We start from the raw sequence: 17022 nt of genomic DNA on the forward strand, positions 1-17022 counted from the left end.
GTGATACTTTTCGAGGTTCGTCGGCGAAGGGCGACTCGCAACAGATCGTATCGGCGCTCCGCCGTTCGGCCCACTACCGCAGTCGAGCTCCACATCAATTCGTGTTCCGCAGCGTAGACGTTCCCTCGGCTGGTTCGCATAATTCGGCGTGACAGCAATTGGCGAGAGTTCGGGCCACTGATGGCCCTTTATCGGTCCTCGAATGGGAATCCTGACGTTTCATCGCGCAATTCCGGCAGATTGAGCGCCGTTTTCGCCCAAAAAATTGACTAGTTGATCAAAAATGCCACAAAAAGAGGCCGGCTGCAGTTACAAGGTATGCGTTTTTCGCATTGCTGCGTTGCGGTAATCTCCCTATTCCTGATCGAAACAATGGGCTATCTATTACCTCGAAGGCAGCGCACTCCTCCTCCCAGCGCTCCTTCATCGGACTGACAACACTCCTCCTCCCAGTTGTCAGTCAGGATCAAGAGCCCGGTGCACCTCCTCCCGCACCGGGCTCTTTTCTATTTTGCCTCCTGCATCGATAAATCGGGGCTTCTCGCACGCTGTGACGGCCGCCGTCGCGGTACATTGCCTGGCGTGTTGCGGGCGGTTGGTCTGCCGCAAGTCCGCATCAACGAAAATTCCCCATAGGCAACCGCCGACGATCTGATATATCAGACCGATAAGATGACGCGGATGCCGAAGCTGCTTCGGCCGACATGATACGATATGCTCGAGAGGAGTTGACTGATGAGATGGAAGCGCACGATCCAGCTTCTGGATGTTCACGCCGAAGGGGAGATCGGCAAGGTCGCCATCGGCGGCGTGCCGAAGATCCCTGGCAATACGGTCGCCGAACAACTGAACTGGCTGAACACCGATCCCAAGGGTCAGGAACTCCGCCGTTTCCTGTGCCTCGAGCCACGCGGCGCTCCGATCGGCTCCGTCAATCTGCTGCTGCCGCCGAAGCATCCGGATGCCGATGCGGCTTTCATCATCCTGCAGCCCGATCAGGCGCACGCCAGCTCGGGTTCGAACTCGATTTGCGTCACGACGGCATTGCTGGAAGCCGGCATCGTCGAGATGAAGGAGCCGGAAACCATCGTCACGCTGGAAACGGCCGCCGGCCTCGTCAAGGCGACAGCGACCTGCCGCGATGGGCGTTGCGAGAAGGTCAAGCTCACCATGGTTCCGTCTTTCGTGCAGGAACTCGACGTTGACGTCGACACGCCGCACTGGGGCAAGATCAAGGTCGATATTTGCTATGGCGGCATCTTCTACGCGTTGGTCGATGTCGGGCAGATCAATCTAACAATCGAGAAAGGCAATGCCGCGGCTCTCGTAGAGGCAGGCATGGTGCTGAAGGAGCTGATCAACCGCGGCATCGAGGTCGTCCATCCGGAAATTCCGGCAATCTCCGGCGTTGCCTATGTCATGTTCCGCGACCTCGAGGCCGACGGCACCGTTCGCACCTGCACCACCATGTGGCCGGGCCGCGCCGATCGCTCACCCTGCGGCACGGGCAATTCCGCCAACCTTGCAGCCCGGCACGCGCGGGGCGAGGCGAAGGTCGGGGATGCCTTCAAGTCACGCTCGATCATCGGTTCGGAGTTCGAAGTTGGGCTGCTGGCGGAAACCGAAGTCGCGGGCCGTCCCGCCATCGTTCCGACGATTACCGGGCGAGGCTTCACCTTCGGGCTTTCACAGGTCGCTCTCGATCCTTTCGATCCGCATCCGGGTGGCTTTGCCCTGACCGATGTCTGGGGCCCATTGGCCGGCGAGATCTGACGCTCAATAGGTGAAAGGGTCGACCTCTGCCTTTTCGACGGCGTGGTCGCCCGCCTGCTCCGGGTAGATGACCCCCTTGCGCAGGATGATGTTGGCGTAAAGCCGTGGTTCACTGGTCTGGATCACGGCATGCGCGGCTCGCACGCGATTGTAGAAGTCGGCGCCAACGAGCGGCACCACTTGTCGGTGCGGCTCGTGACGGGCGCAGCAGTCGATCATTTCCTCATGCACAGGATCGAGTTTGTCGCGATCGGCCTTGACGGTCGAGCGGAAGATCGCATCCGGCACGAAATCATCGATCGGCAGGACGCTCAAGACGGCGTCGAGAACGCGCACAATGCCATGGCCATCGAGGCGGATCAGCCGCCGCGCATGCTCGACACCGGGATAATTGCCGTCGACGATCGCGATCTCGTCACCATGCCCCATGGCACGCAGCGTCGAAAGCAGTTCGGGGCTCAGAAGCGGGTTAAGTCCCTTCAGCATATTCGACCTCCTTGAATAGAACGTTCTGGTCCGTGAGGTAGCGCGCGAAGATCGGCAGACTGGCGCCGCCGATGGCACGCGCATGGGCACCGACCGCGCCCTCGATGATATCAGGCATGACAACGCCCTGAAGGTCGAGCAGATCCGCCTCGCGGATCGTCGCCTGCACGATCCGCTCCCGCACCCATCCGGGAAAGCCGCCGTCGATGACGGCCGCACTGAAGTCGATGATCGATGCCGCTGCGACGATTGCCTGCGCCAGCGCTTTGGCGGTGTCTTGGATCCATGTTTCGAGGGGCTCGCCAAAGTCGATCCAGTCGTCGGCCGAATACCAGAGCGGCTGTGGGTCAATGCCGCGCTCGCGCAGCATGTTCTCCAGCACGAAGATCGAGGCAACTTCCAGCAACTGCAGCGTCTCTCCGTTCTTCCCACGGACCGGAAGCGGGCCGATGGCTCCTGCCGTACCGGTGCGTCCGGAAAAGATCGCGGAATTGAGGACGATTCCACCGCCGATGAACGAGCCGATGAAGAAATAGACGAAGTCGGGATAGGAGGGGCCGACACCAAACACGAGCTCGGCGCCGCAGGCGCTTGTCGCATCGTTCTGCAGGTAAACCGGGTAGGGGACGCGCGTGGCCATCTCGGCATGGAGATCGAAGTCGCGCCACACGTCCATCGCGCCTTTGGGTGATCCAACTTCCTCTTCCCAGTTCCAGAGCTCGAACGGCGCTGCAATGCCGATGCCGGCAATACGGCTACGCTGCTTCTCGTCGAGCCGGCCTTCGAGCTCTCGGATACCCGAGGTGATGAAGTCCAGGAAAGTATCGGGCAGCGGATAGGCGTAGGTCTTATGCAGTTGCAGGCGGATCTGGCCCAGGAAATCCATCAGCACCAAGTCGGCGCTGCGTCGGCCCATTTTCACGCCGAACGAGTAGACGGCATCCGGATTAAGGCGCATCGGGATCGATGGTTGGCCAACCCGACCGCGCACCGGCTCGCCGCGGGAGAGCAGCCCTTCCTTCTCAAGTGCCCGCATGATGACGGATACTGTCTGCGCTGAAAGACCCGTGCGTCGCGCGATATCTGCCTTCGACTGGGAGCCGTAGAGACGCACCAGCGACAGTACAAGTCGCTCGTTATAGGCGCGCACCCTGATCTGGTTGGCGCCTCCTGCCGGACTTAAAATGGGCAGTTGGGCCGGTGTTTGCACCGGACCGTCCAAAGACGACATAGCCGCTCCTCCCGTCTCTTGGCCTATGCCCTATTTTTGCGAAGCATGCCATACGGAATTAATAATTCAATTGGATTTATTTATTGACAAGGCGATTTCTTTCGCTCTTAATTGCCATCGTCAACGGCACGGAACGGCTTGGGGAGGCCGCCGGCGAGACCGCAGCGGTTCTTGTGCTTGTCAATTCCGGCACCGCCTGGGGCGGGTCGGCAAATCTCTGGGAGGACTCAATGAAGAAATCAGTGCTTTCCGCCGCGCTCGGCGCGCTCGCTCTAGGAGTCGCCTTTTCGGCGCCTGCCATGGCAGCTGACGTTTCGGCCTGCCTCATCACCAAGACCGACACCAACCCCTTCTTCGTGAAGATGAAGGAAGGCGCGACGGCCAAGGCCAAGGAACTGGGCGTCACGCTGAAGTCCTACGCCGGCAAGATCGATGGTGACAGCGAAAGCCAGGTTGCTGCGATCGAAAGCTGCATTGCCGACGGCGCGAAGGGTATCCTGATCACCGCGTCCGACACCAAGGGCATCGTTCCTTCGGTCAAGAAGGCTCGCGACGCAGGCCTGCTGGTCATCGCACTCGACACGCCGCTCGATCCGGCTGACGCCGCCGACGCAACCTTCGCAACCGACAACCTGCTCGCCGGCAAGCTGATCGGCCAATGGGCGAAGGAAACGCTCGGCGACAAGGCAAAGGATGCCAAGGTCGGCTTCCTTGACCTGACGCCATCGCAGCCGACCGTCGACGTTCTGCGCGACCAGGGCTTCATGATGGGCTTCGGCATCGACACCAAGGATCCGAACAAGATTGGCGATGAAGACGATGCGCGCATCGTCGGTCACGACGTAACGAACGGCAACGAAGAAGGCGGCCGCAAGGCCATGGAAAACCTTCTGCAGAAGGATCCGAGCATCAACGTCATTCACACGATCAACGAGCCGGCTGCTGTCGGCGCCTACCAGGCCCTCAAGGCTGTCGGCATGGAAAAGAACGTTCTGATCGTCTCGGTTGACGGCGGTTGCCCGGGTGTGAAGTCGGTCAAGGAAGGCGTGATCGGCGCTACCTCGCAGCAGTATCCGCTGCTGATGGCGTCGCTCGGCATCGAGGCGATCAAGAAGTTTGCCGACAGCGGTGAAAAGCCGAAGCCGACCGAAGGCAAGTCCTTCTTCGACACCGGCGTTTCGCTGGTGACCGACAAGCCTGTTTCGGGCCTCGAGTCGATCGACACGAAGGTCGGCACTGACAAGTGCTGGGGCTAAATCCCACAATATAACTTACCGCCGGCCGGGGCTTGATCCTCGGCCGGTTTCGACCGACCATAGCTGCTGTCTCGGGAGCCGGCGAACAAAGTCCGGAGCGATATGGGGCAGGGCTTCCGCGCGCGGTTTGGCGCGAAAGCGGAGGAGAAACAATGACCGGAGCACAAGACTTCGAACGGGTGCTTGACGGAAGCGACAAGAACGTCGCGTCGTTCGAGCATCAAGCCGTACCATTTGTGAAGCGTGCGCAGCACTTCCTGCACTCGACGCCGGCCGCCGTGCCGCTGATCGTGCTCGTGCTGTCGATCATTATCTTCGGCATCGCGCTTGGCGGACGCTTCTTCTCGTCCTACACGCTGACGCTTATTCTCCAGCAGATCGCCATCGTCGGTATTCTCGGCGCCGCGCAGACTCTGGTTATTCTCACAGCGGGCATCGATCTCTCGATCGGCGTGATCATGGTTATTTCGGCCGTCATCATGGGCAATTGCGCCATCACCTATGGCATTCCAACGCCGATCGCCGTGCTGGCCGGTCTGCTGGTCGGCGGCCTTTGCGGACTACTGAACGGCTTCCTCGTCGCGTTCATGAAGCTCCCGCCGTTCATCGTGACGCTTGGTACGTGGAACATCGTGATGGCCACGAATTTCATCTATTCCGCCAACGAAACGATCCGCGACACCGATGTCGACACGCAGGCGCCGTTGCTGCATTTCTTTGCGATCAGCTTCAGGCTCGGCAGTGCAGTCCTGACGCTCGGCGTCATTGCCATGGTGCTGCTCGTCCTTGCGCTCTGGTATATCCTCAATCACACCGCCTGGGGGCGCCACGTCTATGCCGTCGGCGATGATCCCGAAGCGGCAAAGCTTTCGGGTATCCAGACGAAGAGCGTCCTGCTCACGGTCTACACTGTTTCGGGTGTGATCGCCGCCTTCGCTGCCTGGGTCTCGATCGGCCGAAATGGCTCGATTTCGCCCTCATCCGCGGTGATGGACTATAACCTGCAGGCCATCACGGCGACTGTGATCGGCGGCATCTCGCTCTTCGGTGGCCGCGGCTCGATCCTCGGCACTCTCTTCGGCGCGATGATCGTCGGCGTTGTCTCGATGGGCCTCAACATGCTCGGCGCCGATCCGCAGTGGAAGGTGTTGCTTACCGGCGTGCTCATCATCGCCGCAGTCGCAATCGACCAGTGGATCAGAAAGGTGTCGGTGTAATATGGCGAACGAACCTCTCCTCTCGGCCCGCGGTCTGGTCAAGCGCTACGGACGCGTTACCGCACTCGATCATGCCGATTTCGATCTGTACCCCGGCGAGATCCTGGCCGTCATCGGCGACAACGGTGCCGGCAAATCGTCGCTCATCAAGGCGATCTCCGGCGCCATCACGCCCGATGAAGGCGAGATCACGCTGGAGGGCAAGACTGTCAACTTCAAGTCGCCGATGGAAGCGCGCGAAGCCGGCATCGAGACGGTCTACCAGAACCTCGCCTTGTCGCCGGCGCTGTCGATCGCCGACAACATGTTCCTCGGCCGAGAAATTCGTCGGCCGGGCGTCCTTGGCAGCTGGTTCCGCATGCTCGACCGTCCGGCTATGGAAAAGCGGGCTCGCGACAAACTGACTGAGCTCGGCCTGATGACCATCCAGAACATCAACCAGGCCGTCGAAACGCTTTCGGGCGGTCAGCGCCAGGGTGTGGCGGTGGCGCGGGCGGCTGCCTTCGGATCGAAGGTGGTCATCATGGACGAGCCAACGGCGGCTCTTGGCGTCAAGGAAAGCCGCAAGGTGCTGGAACTCATCCTCGACGTCCGTTCGCGCGGCTTGCCGATCGTGCTGATCTCTCACAACATGCCGCATGTTTTCGAGGTTGCCGACCGCATCCATATCCATCGGCTTGGACGTCGCCTCACGGTCATCAATCCGAAGGAATATACGATGTCCGACGCCGTCGCCTTCATGACCGGCGCCAAGGCCGCTCCGACCGAACCGGTCGCCGCATGAGCGTAACGATCGATGAAATCGCCGGCGACGTCATAAGCCGCGCCGGCGATGTAAAGCGCTTCCTGATTGCCATCGCCGGCCCGCCCGGCGCTGGCAAGTCGACCATGGCGGACAATCTCGCCGACGCCCTCAGAGCTAGAGGAGAGACGGCCGAGGTCCTGCCGATGGACGGCTTCCATATGGACAATGCCATCCTCATCGAACGTGGCCTGCTTTCCCGGAAGGGTATCCCGGAGACCTTCGATGTCCGCGGCTTCCTCGATATCATCCGCGCCGTGCGTCCGGCCGACCAGGAAGTGTTGATCCCGGTTTTCGATCGCTCCCGCGAACTTGCCATCGCCTCGGCGCGCGTCGTCTCGCCGGAACATCGGTTTATCATCGTCGAAGGTAATTACCTGCTTTTCAGCCAGGGCAAGTGGGCGGAGCTCGAGGGCATTTTCGACTACTCGGTCATGCTTGCGCCGCCGATCGAGGTGCTCGAGGAACGGCTGTGGGAGCGTTGGCGCGGCTACAAGCTCAGCGAAGAGGAAGCGAGCGCCAAGGTTTATGGCAACGATCTCCCGAATGGCCGGCTGATCCTCGGCAACCGCCGTAGGGCGGACGTCACGCTTGACGTAGCGTAATCAGCCTCCTGCCGGGCTCAAGCAGCCTTGCGGCAATAGATGGAATCGTTGCACGCTCACCTACATGCAACTTCCGCTTCGTGCGCGGAACGCCTGGACATGGAGGGATAGCGCATGAGCTTCATCGAAGCAGTCTCGTCAGTCTTCTCTAAATATGCCGTTTTCAGCGGTCGCGCCGGGCGACCGGAATTTTGGTGGTTTGCGCTCTTCAACGTTATCGCATCGCTGATCCTGGCCGTCGTCGACTATCTTCTCTTCGGTCACGAGATCCTTGGCGCAATCTACGGTCTTGCCGTCCTGCTTCCCGGCCTAGGCGTGGCGATCCGCCGCCTTCATGATGTCGGCCGCTCCGGCTGGTGGATCCTCGTCGGCATCATTCCGCTGGTAGGCTGGATCGTTCTGCTCGTCTGGTATCTCAGCCCCGGCACATCAGGCGTCAACGAATACGGTTCACCATCTGCTTGAAAGAGCCGCGGGCAAAATGTTTGCCATGCCCCGCTTCGGGGTGATAATGCGCAGGGCTGAACGTTGTCAGCAGCTCGCGGAGTTTCAGCGCATGCAATCGATCACCATCCGTCGCCCCGATGATTGGCATCTTCACCTGCGTGATGGAGCCATGTTGGAAGGTGTGATTGGCGATACCAGCCGCGACTTCGCCCGCGCAATCATCATGCCGAACCTCGTGCCGCCGGTGGTCACCACCGCGGATGCTGAAGCCTATCGCGCTCGCATCATCGCGGCGCTGCCGAAGGGCGACAAGTTCCAGCCGCTGATGACGCTCTACCTGACGGAGCATACCAATCCCGATGACGTCGAAGCCGGCAAGACAAGCGGGCTCATCACCGCGGTCAAGCTCTACCCGGCTGGTGCGACGACCAACTCGCATGGCGGCGTGCGCGATATCGAAAAGGCGATACCGGTGCTGGAGCGGATGGCGAAGATCGGCCTTCCGCTTTGCGTTCACGGCGAGGTGACGACGCCTGAGGTTGACATCTTCGATCGCGAAGCGGTGTTCATTGAAACCGTGCTCGATCCTCTGCGCAAGCGGTTGCCCGAACTCAAGGTCACGATGGAGCACGTGACCACCAAGGACGGCATCGACTACATCAAGTCTGCGAAGGCCAATCTTGCAGGGTCGATCACGACGCATCACCTGATCATCAACCGCAATGCCATCCTGGTCGGCGGCATCCGTCCGCATTACTATTGCCTGCCGGTCGCCAAGCGCGAAAATCACCGGCTTGCGTTGCGTGCCGCCGCAACGAGCGGCGATCCGCGCTTCTTCCTTGGCACGGATTCAGCCCCGCATGTCGATCCCCTGAAGGAATGCGCCTGCGGCTGCGCCGGCATCTACACCTCGATCAACACGATGAGCTGCCTTGCACATGTCTTCGAACAGGAAAGCGCTCTCGACAAGCTCGAGGCCTTTGCGTCGCTGAACGGACCCGCCTGGTATGGGCTGCCGGTGAACGAGGAAAGAATAACGCTGGTCAAGCGTAAAGAGACCGTCAATTTTCCAGGTAAAGTCGAAACCGGCGCGGGCCTCGTTACGGTCTTCGATCCAATGTTCCCGCTCCATTGGGACGTTGAGCGGTAGGATTTGCTGGCATCACGCAATTTTTACTGCTGCTGTTCTTTGGGGAGGCGGCGGCAATGTTCTGTCAGCGCCTTATTGTTGATTTAAATGCATGAATTTTTAACGAAATGGGTAAGACATTCCTCATAGCAGACCCGTAGGCTTCGCACGAATGAGGGGCGCGGCAGCCGTCGCGATAAAGCATGACGCTTGATTACAATTCCCTTTTGATGGCGCTTGCAGTCTCGGCCACGTGTCTTGCTGTCACGCTGCTCGGGAGTTGGTTTGCGCGCCGGACCGAGACTTTTCTCTTAACCTGTACCTTCGGTCTTGTTCTGATCGTCAGCGGCATTGTCGCCTATGGTCTTTATGTCGACGATCCCAAGATGGGCTTTGCCGTCGTTGCCTTCGTGTTGTTCCATGCCGGCTTTGCCGCTGTTTGGGGTGCCGGCTATCAATTCCGAACTGGCAAGCTGCCGCGCATTGCCATCATTTCCTGCGCTCTCGCCGCGATGCTCATCTCGATCCCGCCGTTGCTGCTTGGATTGGACGGGCTGGCCTTCATCGCGGATAACCTCGCGATTGCCGCATTGCTTTTTGCCACGGCCCATCAGTACTGGCGGGCGCGCGCGGAGGCCCCGGCGCCTTTGACAGGAATTACCGGCCTCTATGCCCTGACGGCGATCTCCTTTGTGCTTTGCGCCGCCGTTCTGATTGCCGATGGAAAGATGGTCCTCGGGGTTGCGCCCAGCAATTGGGGCCGAGGATCTAAGCCTTGCGATCTGCATCGCCAGCATGACCGGTATCGGCGCGCTGTCGCTGGCGCTTCATCAGTGGCGGCTCGCCGCTCGCCATCGCCTGGATGCCATGACGGATCCGCTGACGGGACTTGTGAACCGCCGGGCTCTTTTCGATCGCTATGGACAGGGCACGATGGGGCCGGCGACCGCAGTGCTGGTGTTCGATCTCGATCACTTCAAATTGATCAACGATACGTTCGGACATGCCGGCGGCGACCGCGTGCTGAAGGTCTTTGCCGGCGAGCTCGCGGCGAATTGCCGGGCCGGCGATATCGCTGCCCGTTTGGGTGGCGAGGAGTTTGCGCTGGTTTTGAAAGAGATGGCGCCGGGCCGCGCCGAAATGGTGGCCGAGCGTATCCGCAAAGCATTCGCCGCCCGGGAGATCTATCTTGAGGACGAAACCCTTAAATGCACGGTCAGTGTCGGCGTCGCGCCGGGGCGATCAATGCCAATGGATTTCGACGCCATGCTGAGTGCCGCCGACAAGGCGCTCTACGTAGCCAAGCGTGCGGGTCGTAACCGGATTGAGCTTGCAAGCCGTCTCCATTCCGTACCGGCCGGAGCCATTCGCACCGGCTCTTGATCGGAAGCATCGGCTCGCCTATTGTCGCGGTCGGCCGGATGCGGCCAGCCGCCCCGCGGCGCGAAAGCGCGATGGTGAATGCATCCAGATACCTCCTTCACATCCCTTGCCGTTTGGCGATCGATGGCGAACGGGTCAGCAGACGCGGGCACTGATCATCCTGTTTGCCGCCAACGGAAGGAATGAATCATGCGCGATTTTCGCGACGCCAAACTCATGGCGAAAGCGTTGCGGCAAGCAATGGCCGCCCGCAACATAGACCTCACGCACAGCGAAACTCTGGAGATCGTTGCTCGCCAATTCGGCTTCGATCAATGGAATATCCTATCGGCTAAGCTTGACGAGCGGGAAGCGACGCCGCCGGCCATTGCTATCCAGCCACCAATCCCGATCTTTCGCATCTTCGACGTCGACAAGACGAAGGAGTTCTATTGCGGCTTCCTCGGCTTCGCTCTCGATTGGGAGCACCGCTTCGGCGATCACTTCCCGCTCTACTGCCAGGTATCGAGAAGCGGCATGATCTTGCACCTCAGCGAGCATTCCGGCGATGCCAGCCCCGGCGCCCGCGCCTTCATTCCCGTCACCGGCGTTCGCGCCTTTCAGGCTGAACTTGCGGCCAAGAACTATCGCTATATGAAGCCCGGTTTGCACGAAGCACCGTGGGGCCTGGAAATGGAGGTCATTGATCCCTTCAATAACCGGCTAACATTCTGCGAGCGGACGTAACGCTCGCAGGATGGGAAGATCGCCCACGCCTTCATATCAGCATGAGGGCCCGCACGAAGGCGATCGAGGCGAGCAGCGAGGCGATCGTCCTCACATGGTTCCACCACGTCCAGTCCTTGAGATAGCTGGTCCAGAGAGCAGTCGCCTCGCCGCCGCTGCCGCTCACCTTTGCCAAGGCGTCATTCATCGGCACGTTGAAGACGATCGTCGAGAGGAACGATGCAAGCAGATAGAGCGCTGCGCCGGAGAGCATCCAAACGCTGAGGCCACCACGCCAATGGACGAACGCGAAGGCGGCGATCACGAGACAGAGGGCCGCCGTCGGCACGAACAGCAGCATGAAGGGCGAGCGCACGATCGTCAGGTTGATGGAGTTCATCGCCGCGATGCCCTGCTCGGGAGGAATGCGGGCAAACGACGTCATGATGAAGGTCGAGAAGGCAAAGAAGATACCCGCGACGAGGCCGCTGCCGATCGCAGCGGCCGTCAGAACGATACCGAGAACACCTGCCACTGTCATACCCTCCATGTGCCACATGCCGCGGCATCTCTGGCATAAACACCGAAATCCCTGGCAGGGCGGCCTAGAATATCCGCGACTCCACTCGCAACCTGCGAATTTCTGCCGTCGAGCACCTGCGTGAAGAGCTCCTCGAGCAGGTCGATGATGTCTTTCGGCAGCCCCGCGGCGCCGCCGATGAGAATGATTTCGGAATCTTGCATGCTGAACACTCCTCCGATCAAAATGAGAGAAAGTCTCTCATTTGCAAAATGAGATAAGCTCTCTTATTTTGATCGTCAAGTGAAAAGTGGAGAGCGGAATGGGCGACGAGGTTGCTGTCAGGCGCAGACGACAGCCGGAACAGACCGGCCAGCCACGCCGCATCCCGCAGCAGAGGCGAGGCCGGGAGCGCTTCGAGAAGATTTTGTCGGTGGCGCTCGAACTGATCGAGAAGAACGGCAGCGACGCGCTGAAAATGAGCGAGATCGTTGAGAAAGCCGAACTATCGTTCGGGGCGCTCTACCAGTATTTCCCCGACAAGAGTTCGATCATTCGCACGCTTGCTGAGCGCTTCAACGAGCAGGGCAGGGCTTGCGTCGAGGCTGAGCTTGCAACAGTGGCGGACGCGGAAACGCTCCGCCAGGCTCTCTGCAACATCGCCGACCAGTACTACGCCTTTTTCCGGCAGGAGCCGGTGATGCGAGACATTTGGATAGCCACCCAGGCCGATCGGCTGCTGCAGCAGGTCGATGCCGAGGACATGGAGTTTCATGCCCAGGCATTGTTTTCCGTGCTTGCAAAGCTGGCGCCGGAGCGGAGCAGGAGCGAGCTGATCGCCGTTGCCAGACTGACGATGCAGCTTCTCGCCGCCGCCGTCCGCTACGCGATTTCGCTGGATGATGCCGAGGGACAGGCCGCGATTACCCTTTACCAACGAATGTTGCCTGCCGATATCGCGCGATTGTCATAGTCGCTGACGCAATCGGCTAAGCCGGCAGGAAACTGCGCGCTGTGAAGTAGCCCATGCCTCCGAGCACCACCGCCACCGCCGACGCTTCACCGAGCGCCATCGCGTATTCCCGGCGTCCGGCCGTGAAGGCCAGCACAACCTTCGTGATAGTATTGACCGCGACGGCGATCAGGATGACATCGGCCGCTGTCGTCACATCGATGGTCGAGCCGACGAGGCGTGCCGTGGAAAGCGTGATGGCATCGACATCGACGAGGCCGGAGATTGCCGCCACGACGAAGAGCGCGGATGCCCCGACGTAGTCGATCGCCATCTTCGACACGAGGCTGATGATACCGAGCAGCGCCGCGAAGGAGATGACGGTCGTCAGCTCAAAGGGGTTTTTCAGGTCGATCTCCGGCGCCTCGGTGGCAGTCTGGGAGCGCCACGCTGCAAACAGGCCAGCGGCCACAAAACCGATGATCGCCGGGACGAGCGCCGAGGCGAGCGGTACCAGCATGGTGAAGGAGAGCGCACTGGCGATGACAAGAACGCGAGCGTAGGAGAGGGCGCCAGCAATGCCGGCGCCGGCCGCAAGATGCCGCGCACCTTCAGGTGCCTCCGCTGAATAGCGGGCGAAGGACAGCGTCAAGGCCGTCGACGAGACAAGCCCGCCTGCCGCCCCGGCGAGCAGAACGCCACGACCGCTGCCCATCAATCGGATCGCGATGTAGCCGGCAAAGGACAGCGCCGCAATGGTGATCGTCAAGAGCCACAGCGAGTAGGGATTGAGCGCACCCCAGGGGTCAAGCGCTCTATCCGGCAGCAGTGGCAGAGCAATCACGGTCATCGCGAGCAGCAGCAGGGCGGAACGGAGCTCCACCCAGGTCAACCCTCTGAGAAAGCCGTGCAGGCTGTGGCGTGCTGCGAGAATGACCGTCGTTGCGACGGCGCCGGCTGCCGCCGTCACAACGTCGCCGACGGCAGCCAGGACGCCGAGCCCGAATACCACAAGCGCGGCCACGACGGTTGTGATGCCGTAATCGTGGTTCTCTTCCGTCTCCTGCCACTTGCCGGCTATGTAAACGAGACCCAACAGCACTGCGATCGTCGCAGGCAGGAACGGACCCGTCATGGACTGAAGCGTTCCGGCTATTCCGCCGAGAAAGCCGGTGAGGCCGAACGTGCGGATACCCGCGGCCCTGCCTCCAGCACGGATCTCACGCTCCTGCCAGCCTCGTTCGACGCCGACCAGGAGGCCGATGGCAAGCGCAACGCCGAGGCGCTGGAAAACTTCGATATGGTCCATGACATGACGATATCGCCGCTTTATACGCGCGCAAGCGCAAATATCTGAAAGAATTGGTGCATTGCGGCCTCAAGGCCTCGAACGCTGCGTGGCTGGAGTGCGGCGCCGGCGAGACCGTTCGATCGTCAGGACGTTTTCTCGGCATCGAACCGCTGGCCGTTCTGGAAAACTGTCGCGCTTGCTGCTATTGGCCCATAGATTTGACCAAAGGAGAGAGCGATGATCCAGACGACATTCACCGACCGCGCCGTGATGGCGGAACTCGTGGCGAAGATGCTCTGGGAGATCAAGGCGGTGCACTTCAACGCTGCCCAGCCCTATAAGTTCGCCTCCGGCATGGCGAGCCCGGTCTATATCGACTGCCGCAAGCTGCTCTCATTCCCGCGCGTCCGCTCGACCGTGATGGATTTTGCCGCCAGCGTCGTGCTGCGAGAAGCTGGTTTCGAGCAGTTCGATTGCATTGCCGGTGGCGAGACCGCGGGCATCCCATTTGCGGCACTGCTCGCCGATCGCCTCAGCCTGCCGATGATCTATGTCCGCAAGCAACCGAAGGGTCACGGCCGCAACGCACAGATCGAAGGCAACATGCCGGAGGGCTCGCGTGTCCTCGTCATCGAGGACCTGACGACGGCAGGCGGCAGCATGTTCAAGTTCATCGATGCTGTCAGGGCTGCCGGTGGCGTGGTCGATCATGGTATCGCGCTGTTTTATTACGGCATTTTCGACGAGGGCGCGCTGCGCTTTGCCGATGGCAAGGTGAAGCTGCACTACATCGCCACCTGGCGCGATGTTCTGGCGGTCGCCAAGGCGCAGAAGCTGTTCGACGAGAAGACCCTGAACGAAGTCGAGGCGTTCCTCGATGCGCCGCTCGCCTGGTCCGGACGCAACGGCGGCATTTCATCACTTTGAATGAAGAATTGCGTCGCGGCGCTTTGCTTTTGCCACGAAATTATCTAATCGATTTGAACATCGATGGATCGTAATGCTTGGGAGGCCGGAATGATTTTGTGCTGTGGCGAAGCGCTGATTGACATGTTGCCGCGGGAAACGACGCTCGGCGAGAAGGGGTTTGCTCCCTATGCCGGCGGTGCGATCTTCAATACGGCGATCGCGCTCGGACGCCTCGGCATCCCGACGGCCTTCTTCACCGGCCTCGCCGACGATATGATGGGCGAGATCCTGCGCGATACGCTGAAGGCGAGCAATGTCGACTTCAGCCTCTGCGCCATCACCCCGCGCCCGTCGACGGTCGCCTTCGTCAAGCTCGTCAATGGCCAGGCGACCTATGCCTTCTATGACGAAGGTACGGCCGGCCGCATGATCACGACCGACGATTTGCCCGCGCTCGACGACGATTGCGAGGCGCTGCATTTCGGCGCGATCAGCCTGATCCCCAGCCCTTGCGGCGAGACCTATGAAGCGCTTCTCGACCGCGAGTGCGACAAGCGGGTGATTTCGCTCGATCCCAACATCCGTCCCGGCTTCATCAAGAACAAGGAAGCCCATATGGCGCGTATCAAGCGCATGGCGTCGAAATCCGACATCCTGAAGTTCTCCGACGAGGATCTGGAGTGGTTCGGCCTCGAGGGCAGCCATGACGACCTGGCGGCCTACTGGCTGCAGCAGGGTGCCAAGCTCGTCGTCATCACCAAGGGAGCTGAAGGTGCCTTGGGCTACACCAACGAACGCAAGGTCACCGTCCCGAGCGAGCGCGTCACCGTCGTCGATACCGTCGGCGCCGGTGATACCTTCGACGCCGGCGTGCTTGCGTCGCTGAAGATCGACGATCTCCTGACCAAGGAAAAGGTCGCGTCGCTCAGCGAAAAGGCGCTGCAGAACGCCCTTTCGCTCGGCGCCAAGGCCGCAGCCGTCACCGTCTCACGCGCCGGCGCCAATCCTCCATGGGCGAAGGAAATCGGCCTTTGATACGAGGCCTATAACCGATCCAGAAAGGCTAGCACTTCGCGGTTGAAGTGCTCGGGCCGCTGCAGCGGTGCGAAATGGCTGACCTCCGGAAGCAGGATCAGTTCGGCATCGGGAATACTGCGCGCCAGATAATCGGCATGCTCGCGCTTGATGAATTCGTCGTTCTCTCCGAGCACGACCGCGACCGGCACCTTGATGCTCGCGAGGTCCGCGGCCGTATAGTTCGGCTCGCTTGCCATCATCTTCGACACGTCGCCGACGAAGTTCTCGAAGGCGTCGGGCGTGGCGGATAGTGCCTGATAGTCCTTTCGATGCCGGCTGAAGCAACGATCGATGATCGGCGTCGGCTTGAATTCAAGCGTGCCGCTCGGGTCCATGTTGCAGGCGAAGAAAAACACACCGGAAACCCGCTCCGGCCGCTGGTCGGCGAGAATAAGCGCCGTGCATGCCCCGTCGCTCCAGCCGACGAGCGCGGCCTTTACCAGTCCTAGGTGATCCATCACCGCAAGCGCGTCTTCGGACATCTGCCTGTAATGATAGGGACACGCGTCACGCGTGCTGCGGCCGTGGCCGCGGCTGTCAATGACGACGACTTGCCGGCCCGCGGCGACGAGCGCTGGCACCTGAAAGCCCCAGTTTCCTGCATTGCCGAGCCCACCATGCAACAGGATCACGGCCGGACCGGAGCCGTAGCTCGCATACCAGATGCGGGCGCCGTCATTCTCAACGAAGCCATGGTGCTGCGACCTAGGTAGCGGCGCCGCGCCATGCGCTTCGAAATTCAAAAGTTCGTTGTCCGTTACGCTCATTCAACCTCTCCTCATCGCGACGTACCTATAACGCATGGCGAGGTCGGATTTCGACATGGACTACGCGAAATACCGCGTCGCGGGCGAAGCCTGGGTAGAAATCGACGCATGTCATACTTAATAGACCGCTAATATTCCGACCTGTACCTTCAATGTTTAACGTTGGAGGAGAAGAAATGGTTCTACGCGTTGATGGTCACGGCTGGTCGCTCGGCAGCGTCGAAGCCGGACATTGTTCGGCGGCGACCAAAGCCGCGATCAAGTGCGCACTGGAAGCGTCATCGGAGTTCGACAGCACGCAGATCGTTGTTTCAATGCTTGGCGATTTCGTAGTGCTTGAAGGCTTTGTCCGCTGTCGTGGCGATGACGAACTGGCCGTGGATGTCGCCGCTGCTATCGTCGGGCCGACTCACGTTCACAATCGACTGTTATGTCGTGGCTTCCCGAAGAGGCCAAACTAGAGGCGGCCTTC

The 17022-nt window shown here is 60.6% G+C and carries 18 protein-coding genes and 1 pseudogene; 13 read left to right on the forward strand and 6 right to left on the reverse strand.

The features are described 5' to 3' along the window. The first annotated feature begins 735 nt into the window (after positions 1-735). Positions 736-1773, forward strand: coding sequence for a 4-hydroxyproline epimerase (locus tag RGCCGE502_RS02370; protein WP_016552564.1), 1038 nt, complete (start codon positions 736-738; stop codon positions 1771-1773). Between the two features lie 3 nt (positions 1774-1776). On the opposite strand, the gene RGCCGE502_RS02375 is transcribed toward RGCCGE502_RS02370, so the two are convergent. Then, a complete protein-coding gene (locus tag RGCCGE502_RS02375; RefSeq protein WP_016552565.1) occupies positions 1777-2259 on the reverse strand; it encodes an RbsD/FucU family protein in 483 nt (160 codons plus the stop codon). Further along, positions 2243-3490 (reverse strand): ROK family transcriptional regulator, encoded by a 1248-nt coding sequence (locus tag RGCCGE502_RS02380; RefSeq protein ID WP_016552566.1) that lies wholly within the window; start codon positions 3488-3490, stop codon positions 2243-2245. Before RGCCGE502_RS02380 ends, RGCCGE502_RS02375 begins: the two co-directional genes overlap by 17 nt. Before the next feature lie 230 nt (positions 3491-3720). Here RGCCGE502_RS02380 and RGCCGE502_RS02385 point away from each other — a divergent pair, with 230 nt between their 5' ends. From RGCCGE502_RS02385 to RGCCGE502_RS02420, 8 genes and pseudogenes are all read left to right on the forward strand, one after another. After that, positions 3721-4746, forward strand: a complete 1026-nt coding sequence (locus tag RGCCGE502_RS02385; RefSeq protein WP_016552567.1) for a sugar ABC transporter substrate-binding protein — start codon at positions 3721-3723, stop codon at positions 4744-4746. 152 nt (positions 4747-4898) lie between these two features. Then, positions 4899-5963: an ABC transporter permease gene (locus RGCCGE502_RS02390; RefSeq protein ID WP_016552568.1), complete on the forward strand. Its 1065-nt coding sequence runs from the start codon at positions 4899-4901 to the stop codon at positions 5961-5963. Position 5964: 1 nt separating this feature from the next. Further along, positions 5965-6747 carry an ATP-binding cassette domain-containing protein gene (locus RGCCGE502_RS02395; protein WP_016552569.1) on the forward strand — a complete coding sequence of 261 codons (783 nt, stop codon included), beginning with the start codon at positions 5965-5967 and terminating at the stop codon, positions 6745-6747. Continuing rightward, on the forward strand, positions 6744-7370 hold the full coding sequence (locus RGCCGE502_RS02400; protein ID WP_016552570.1) for a nucleoside triphosphate hydrolase: 627 nt from the start codon (positions 6744-6746) through the stop codon (positions 7368-7370). Before RGCCGE502_RS02395 ends, RGCCGE502_RS02400 begins: the two co-directional genes overlap by 4 nt. Before the next feature lie 114 nt (positions 7371-7484). Beyond that, positions 7485-7835, forward strand: coding sequence for a DUF805 domain-containing protein (locus RGCCGE502_RS02405; RefSeq protein WP_016552571.1), 351 nt, complete (start codon positions 7485-7487; stop codon positions 7833-7835). Positions 7836-7926: 91 nt separating this feature from the next. After that, entirely contained in the window at positions 7927-8967 is a 1041-nt protein-coding gene (gene pyrC / locus RGCCGE502_RS02410; RefSeq protein WP_016552572.1) for a dihydroorotase, read from the forward strand. A gap of 182 nt (positions 8968-9149) precedes the next feature. After that, positions 9150-10329: pseudogene (locus RGCCGE502_RS02415) on the forward strand (GGDEF domain-containing protein). 189 nt (positions 10330-10518) lie between these two features. Beyond that, positions 10519-11055 (forward strand): glyoxalase superfamily protein, encoded by a 537-nt coding sequence (locus RGCCGE502_RS02420; protein WP_016552575.1) that lies wholly within the window; start codon positions 10519-10521, stop codon positions 11053-11055. 31 nt (positions 11056-11086) lie between these two features. On the opposite strand, the gene RGCCGE502_RS02425 is transcribed toward RGCCGE502_RS02420, so the two are convergent. Further along, positions 11087-11575, reverse strand: coding sequence for an anthrone oxygenase family protein (locus RGCCGE502_RS02425; protein ID WP_016552576.1), 489 nt, complete (start codon positions 11573-11575; stop codon positions 11087-11089). Beyond that, positions 11572-11778 carry a hypothetical protein gene (locus RGCCGE502_RS02430; RefSeq protein ID WP_016552577.1) on the reverse strand — a complete coding sequence of 69 codons (207 nt, stop codon included), beginning with the start codon at positions 11776-11778 and terminating at the stop codon, positions 11572-11574. Before RGCCGE502_RS02430 ends, RGCCGE502_RS02425 begins: the two co-directional genes overlap by 4 nt. A 98-nt stretch (positions 11779-11876) precedes the next feature. On the opposite strand from RGCCGE502_RS02430, the gene RGCCGE502_RS02435 reads away from it, so the two are divergent. Further along, positions 11877-12527, forward strand: coding sequence for a TetR/AcrR family transcriptional regulator (locus RGCCGE502_RS02435; protein WP_016552578.1), 651 nt, complete (start codon positions 11877-11879; stop codon positions 12525-12527). Between the two features lie 16 nt (positions 12528-12543). On the opposite strand, the gene RGCCGE502_RS02440 is transcribed toward RGCCGE502_RS02435, so the two are convergent. Beyond that, entirely contained in the window at positions 12544-13815 is a 1272-nt protein-coding gene (locus tag RGCCGE502_RS02440) for an MgtC/SapB family protein (protein WP_016552579.1), read from the reverse strand. 219 nt (positions 13816-14034) lie between these two features. Here RGCCGE502_RS02440 and RGCCGE502_RS02445 point away from each other — a divergent pair, with 219 nt between their 5' ends. Continuing rightward, the gene (locus tag RGCCGE502_RS02445; RefSeq protein WP_016552580.1) at positions 14035-14724 is read left to right on the forward strand and encodes an orotate phosphoribosyltransferase; all 690 of its coding nucleotides are present in this window, start codon (positions 14035-14037) and stop codon (positions 14722-14724) included. Positions 14725-14814: 90 nt separating this feature from the next. Further along, positions 14815-15741 carry a carbohydrate kinase family protein gene (locus tag RGCCGE502_RS02450; protein WP_016552581.1) on the forward strand — a complete coding sequence of 309 codons (927 nt, stop codon included), beginning with the start codon at positions 14815-14817 and terminating at the stop codon, positions 15739-15741. Positions 15742-15749: 8 nt separating this feature from the next. On the opposite strand, the gene RGCCGE502_RS02455 is transcribed toward RGCCGE502_RS02450, so the two are convergent. Then, the gene (locus RGCCGE502_RS02455; protein WP_016552582.1) at positions 15750-16550 is read right to left on the reverse strand and encodes an alpha/beta fold hydrolase; all 801 of its coding nucleotides are present in this window, start codon (positions 16548-16550) and stop codon (positions 15750-15752) included. A 176-nt stretch (positions 16551-16726) separates the two neighbouring features. Between RGCCGE502_RS02455 and RGCCGE502_RS02460 the strand changes: the two genes are divergently transcribed. Continuing rightward, positions 16727-17011: a BON domain-containing protein gene (locus RGCCGE502_RS02460; RefSeq protein WP_016552583.1), complete on the forward strand. Its 285-nt coding sequence runs from the start codon at positions 16727-16729 to the stop codon at positions 17009-17011. Positions 17012-17022: the final 11 nt, after the last annotated feature.

Source organism: Rhizobium grahamii CCGE 502, from assembly GCF_000298315.2.
Lineage (GTDB): Bacteria > Pseudomonadota > Alphaproteobacteria > Rhizobiales > Rhizobiaceae > Rhizobium > Rhizobium grahamii.

What these genes read in the sequence shown, in the direction of transcription:
- RGCCGE502_RS02420 (WP_016552575.1), top strand. Translation starts at nt 10,519, where the DNA reads ATGCGCGATTTTCGCGACGCCAAACTCATGGCGAAAGCGTTGCGGCAA.
- RGCCGE502_RS02460 (WP_016552583.1), top strand. Translation starts at nt 16,727, where the DNA reads ATGGTTCTACGCGTTGATGGTCACGGCTGGTCGCTCGGCAGCGTCGAA.
- RGCCGE502_RS02385 (WP_016552567.1), top strand. Translation starts at nt 3,721, where the DNA reads ATGAAGAAATCAGTGCTTTCCGCCGCGCTCGGCGCGCTCGCTCTAGGA.
- RGCCGE502_RS02425 (WP_016552576.1), bottom strand. Translation starts at nt 11,575, where the DNA reads ATGACAGTGGCAGGTGTTCTCGGTATCGTTCTGACGGCCGCTGCGATC.
- RGCCGE502_RS02370 (WP_016552564.1), top strand. Translation starts at nt 736, where the DNA reads ATGAGATGGAAGCGCACGATCCAGCTTCTGGATGTTCACGCCGAAGGG.
- RGCCGE502_RS02455 (WP_016552582.1), bottom strand. Translation starts at nt 16,550, where the DNA reads ATGAGCGTAACGGACAACGAACTTTTGAATTTCGAAGCGCATGGCGCG.
- RGCCGE502_RS02430 (WP_016552577.1), bottom strand. Translation starts at nt 11,778, where the DNA reads ATGCAAGATTCCGAAATCATTCTCATCGGCGGCGCCGCGGGGCTGCCG.
- RGCCGE502_RS02390 (WP_016552568.1), top strand. Translation starts at nt 4,899, where the DNA reads ATGACCGGAGCACAAGACTTCGAACGGGTGCTTGACGGAAGCGACAAG.
- RGCCGE502_RS02400 (WP_016552570.1), top strand. Translation starts at nt 6,744, where the DNA reads ATGAGCGTAACGATCGATGAAATCGCCGGCGACGTCATAAGCCGCGCC.
- RGCCGE502_RS02440 (WP_016552579.1), bottom strand. Translation starts at nt 13,815, where the DNA reads ATGGACCATATCGAAGTTTTCCAGCGCCTCGGCGTTGCGCTTGCCATC.
- RGCCGE502_RS02380 (WP_016552566.1), bottom strand. Translation starts at nt 3,490, where the DNA reads ATGTCGTCTTTGGACGGTCCGGTGCAAACACCGGCCCAACTGCCCATT.
- pyrC (WP_016552572.1), top strand. Translation starts at nt 7,927, where the DNA reads ATGCAATCGATCACCATCCGTCGCCCCGATGATTGGCATCTTCACCTG.
- RGCCGE502_RS02405 (WP_016552571.1), top strand. Translation starts at nt 7,485, where the DNA reads ATGAGCTTCATCGAAGCAGTCTCGTCAGTCTTCTCTAAATATGCCGTT.
- RGCCGE502_RS02445 (WP_016552580.1), top strand. Translation starts at nt 14,035, where the DNA reads ATGATCCAGACGACATTCACCGACCGCGCCGTGATGGCGGAACTCGTG.
- RGCCGE502_RS02450 (WP_016552581.1), top strand. Translation starts at nt 14,815, where the DNA reads ATGATTTTGTGCTGTGGCGAAGCGCTGATTGACATGTTGCCGCGGGAA.
- RGCCGE502_RS02435 (WP_016552578.1), top strand. Translation starts at nt 11,877, where the DNA reads ATGGGCGACGAGGTTGCTGTCAGGCGCAGACGACAGCCGGAACAGACC.
- RGCCGE502_RS02375 (WP_016552565.1), bottom strand. Translation starts at nt 2,259, where the DNA reads ATGCTGAAGGGACTTAACCCGCTTCTGAGCCCCGAACTGCTTTCGACG.
- RGCCGE502_RS02395 (WP_016552569.1), top strand. Translation starts at nt 5,965, where the DNA reads ATGGCGAACGAACCTCTCCTCTCGGCCCGCGGTCTGGTCAAGCGCTAC.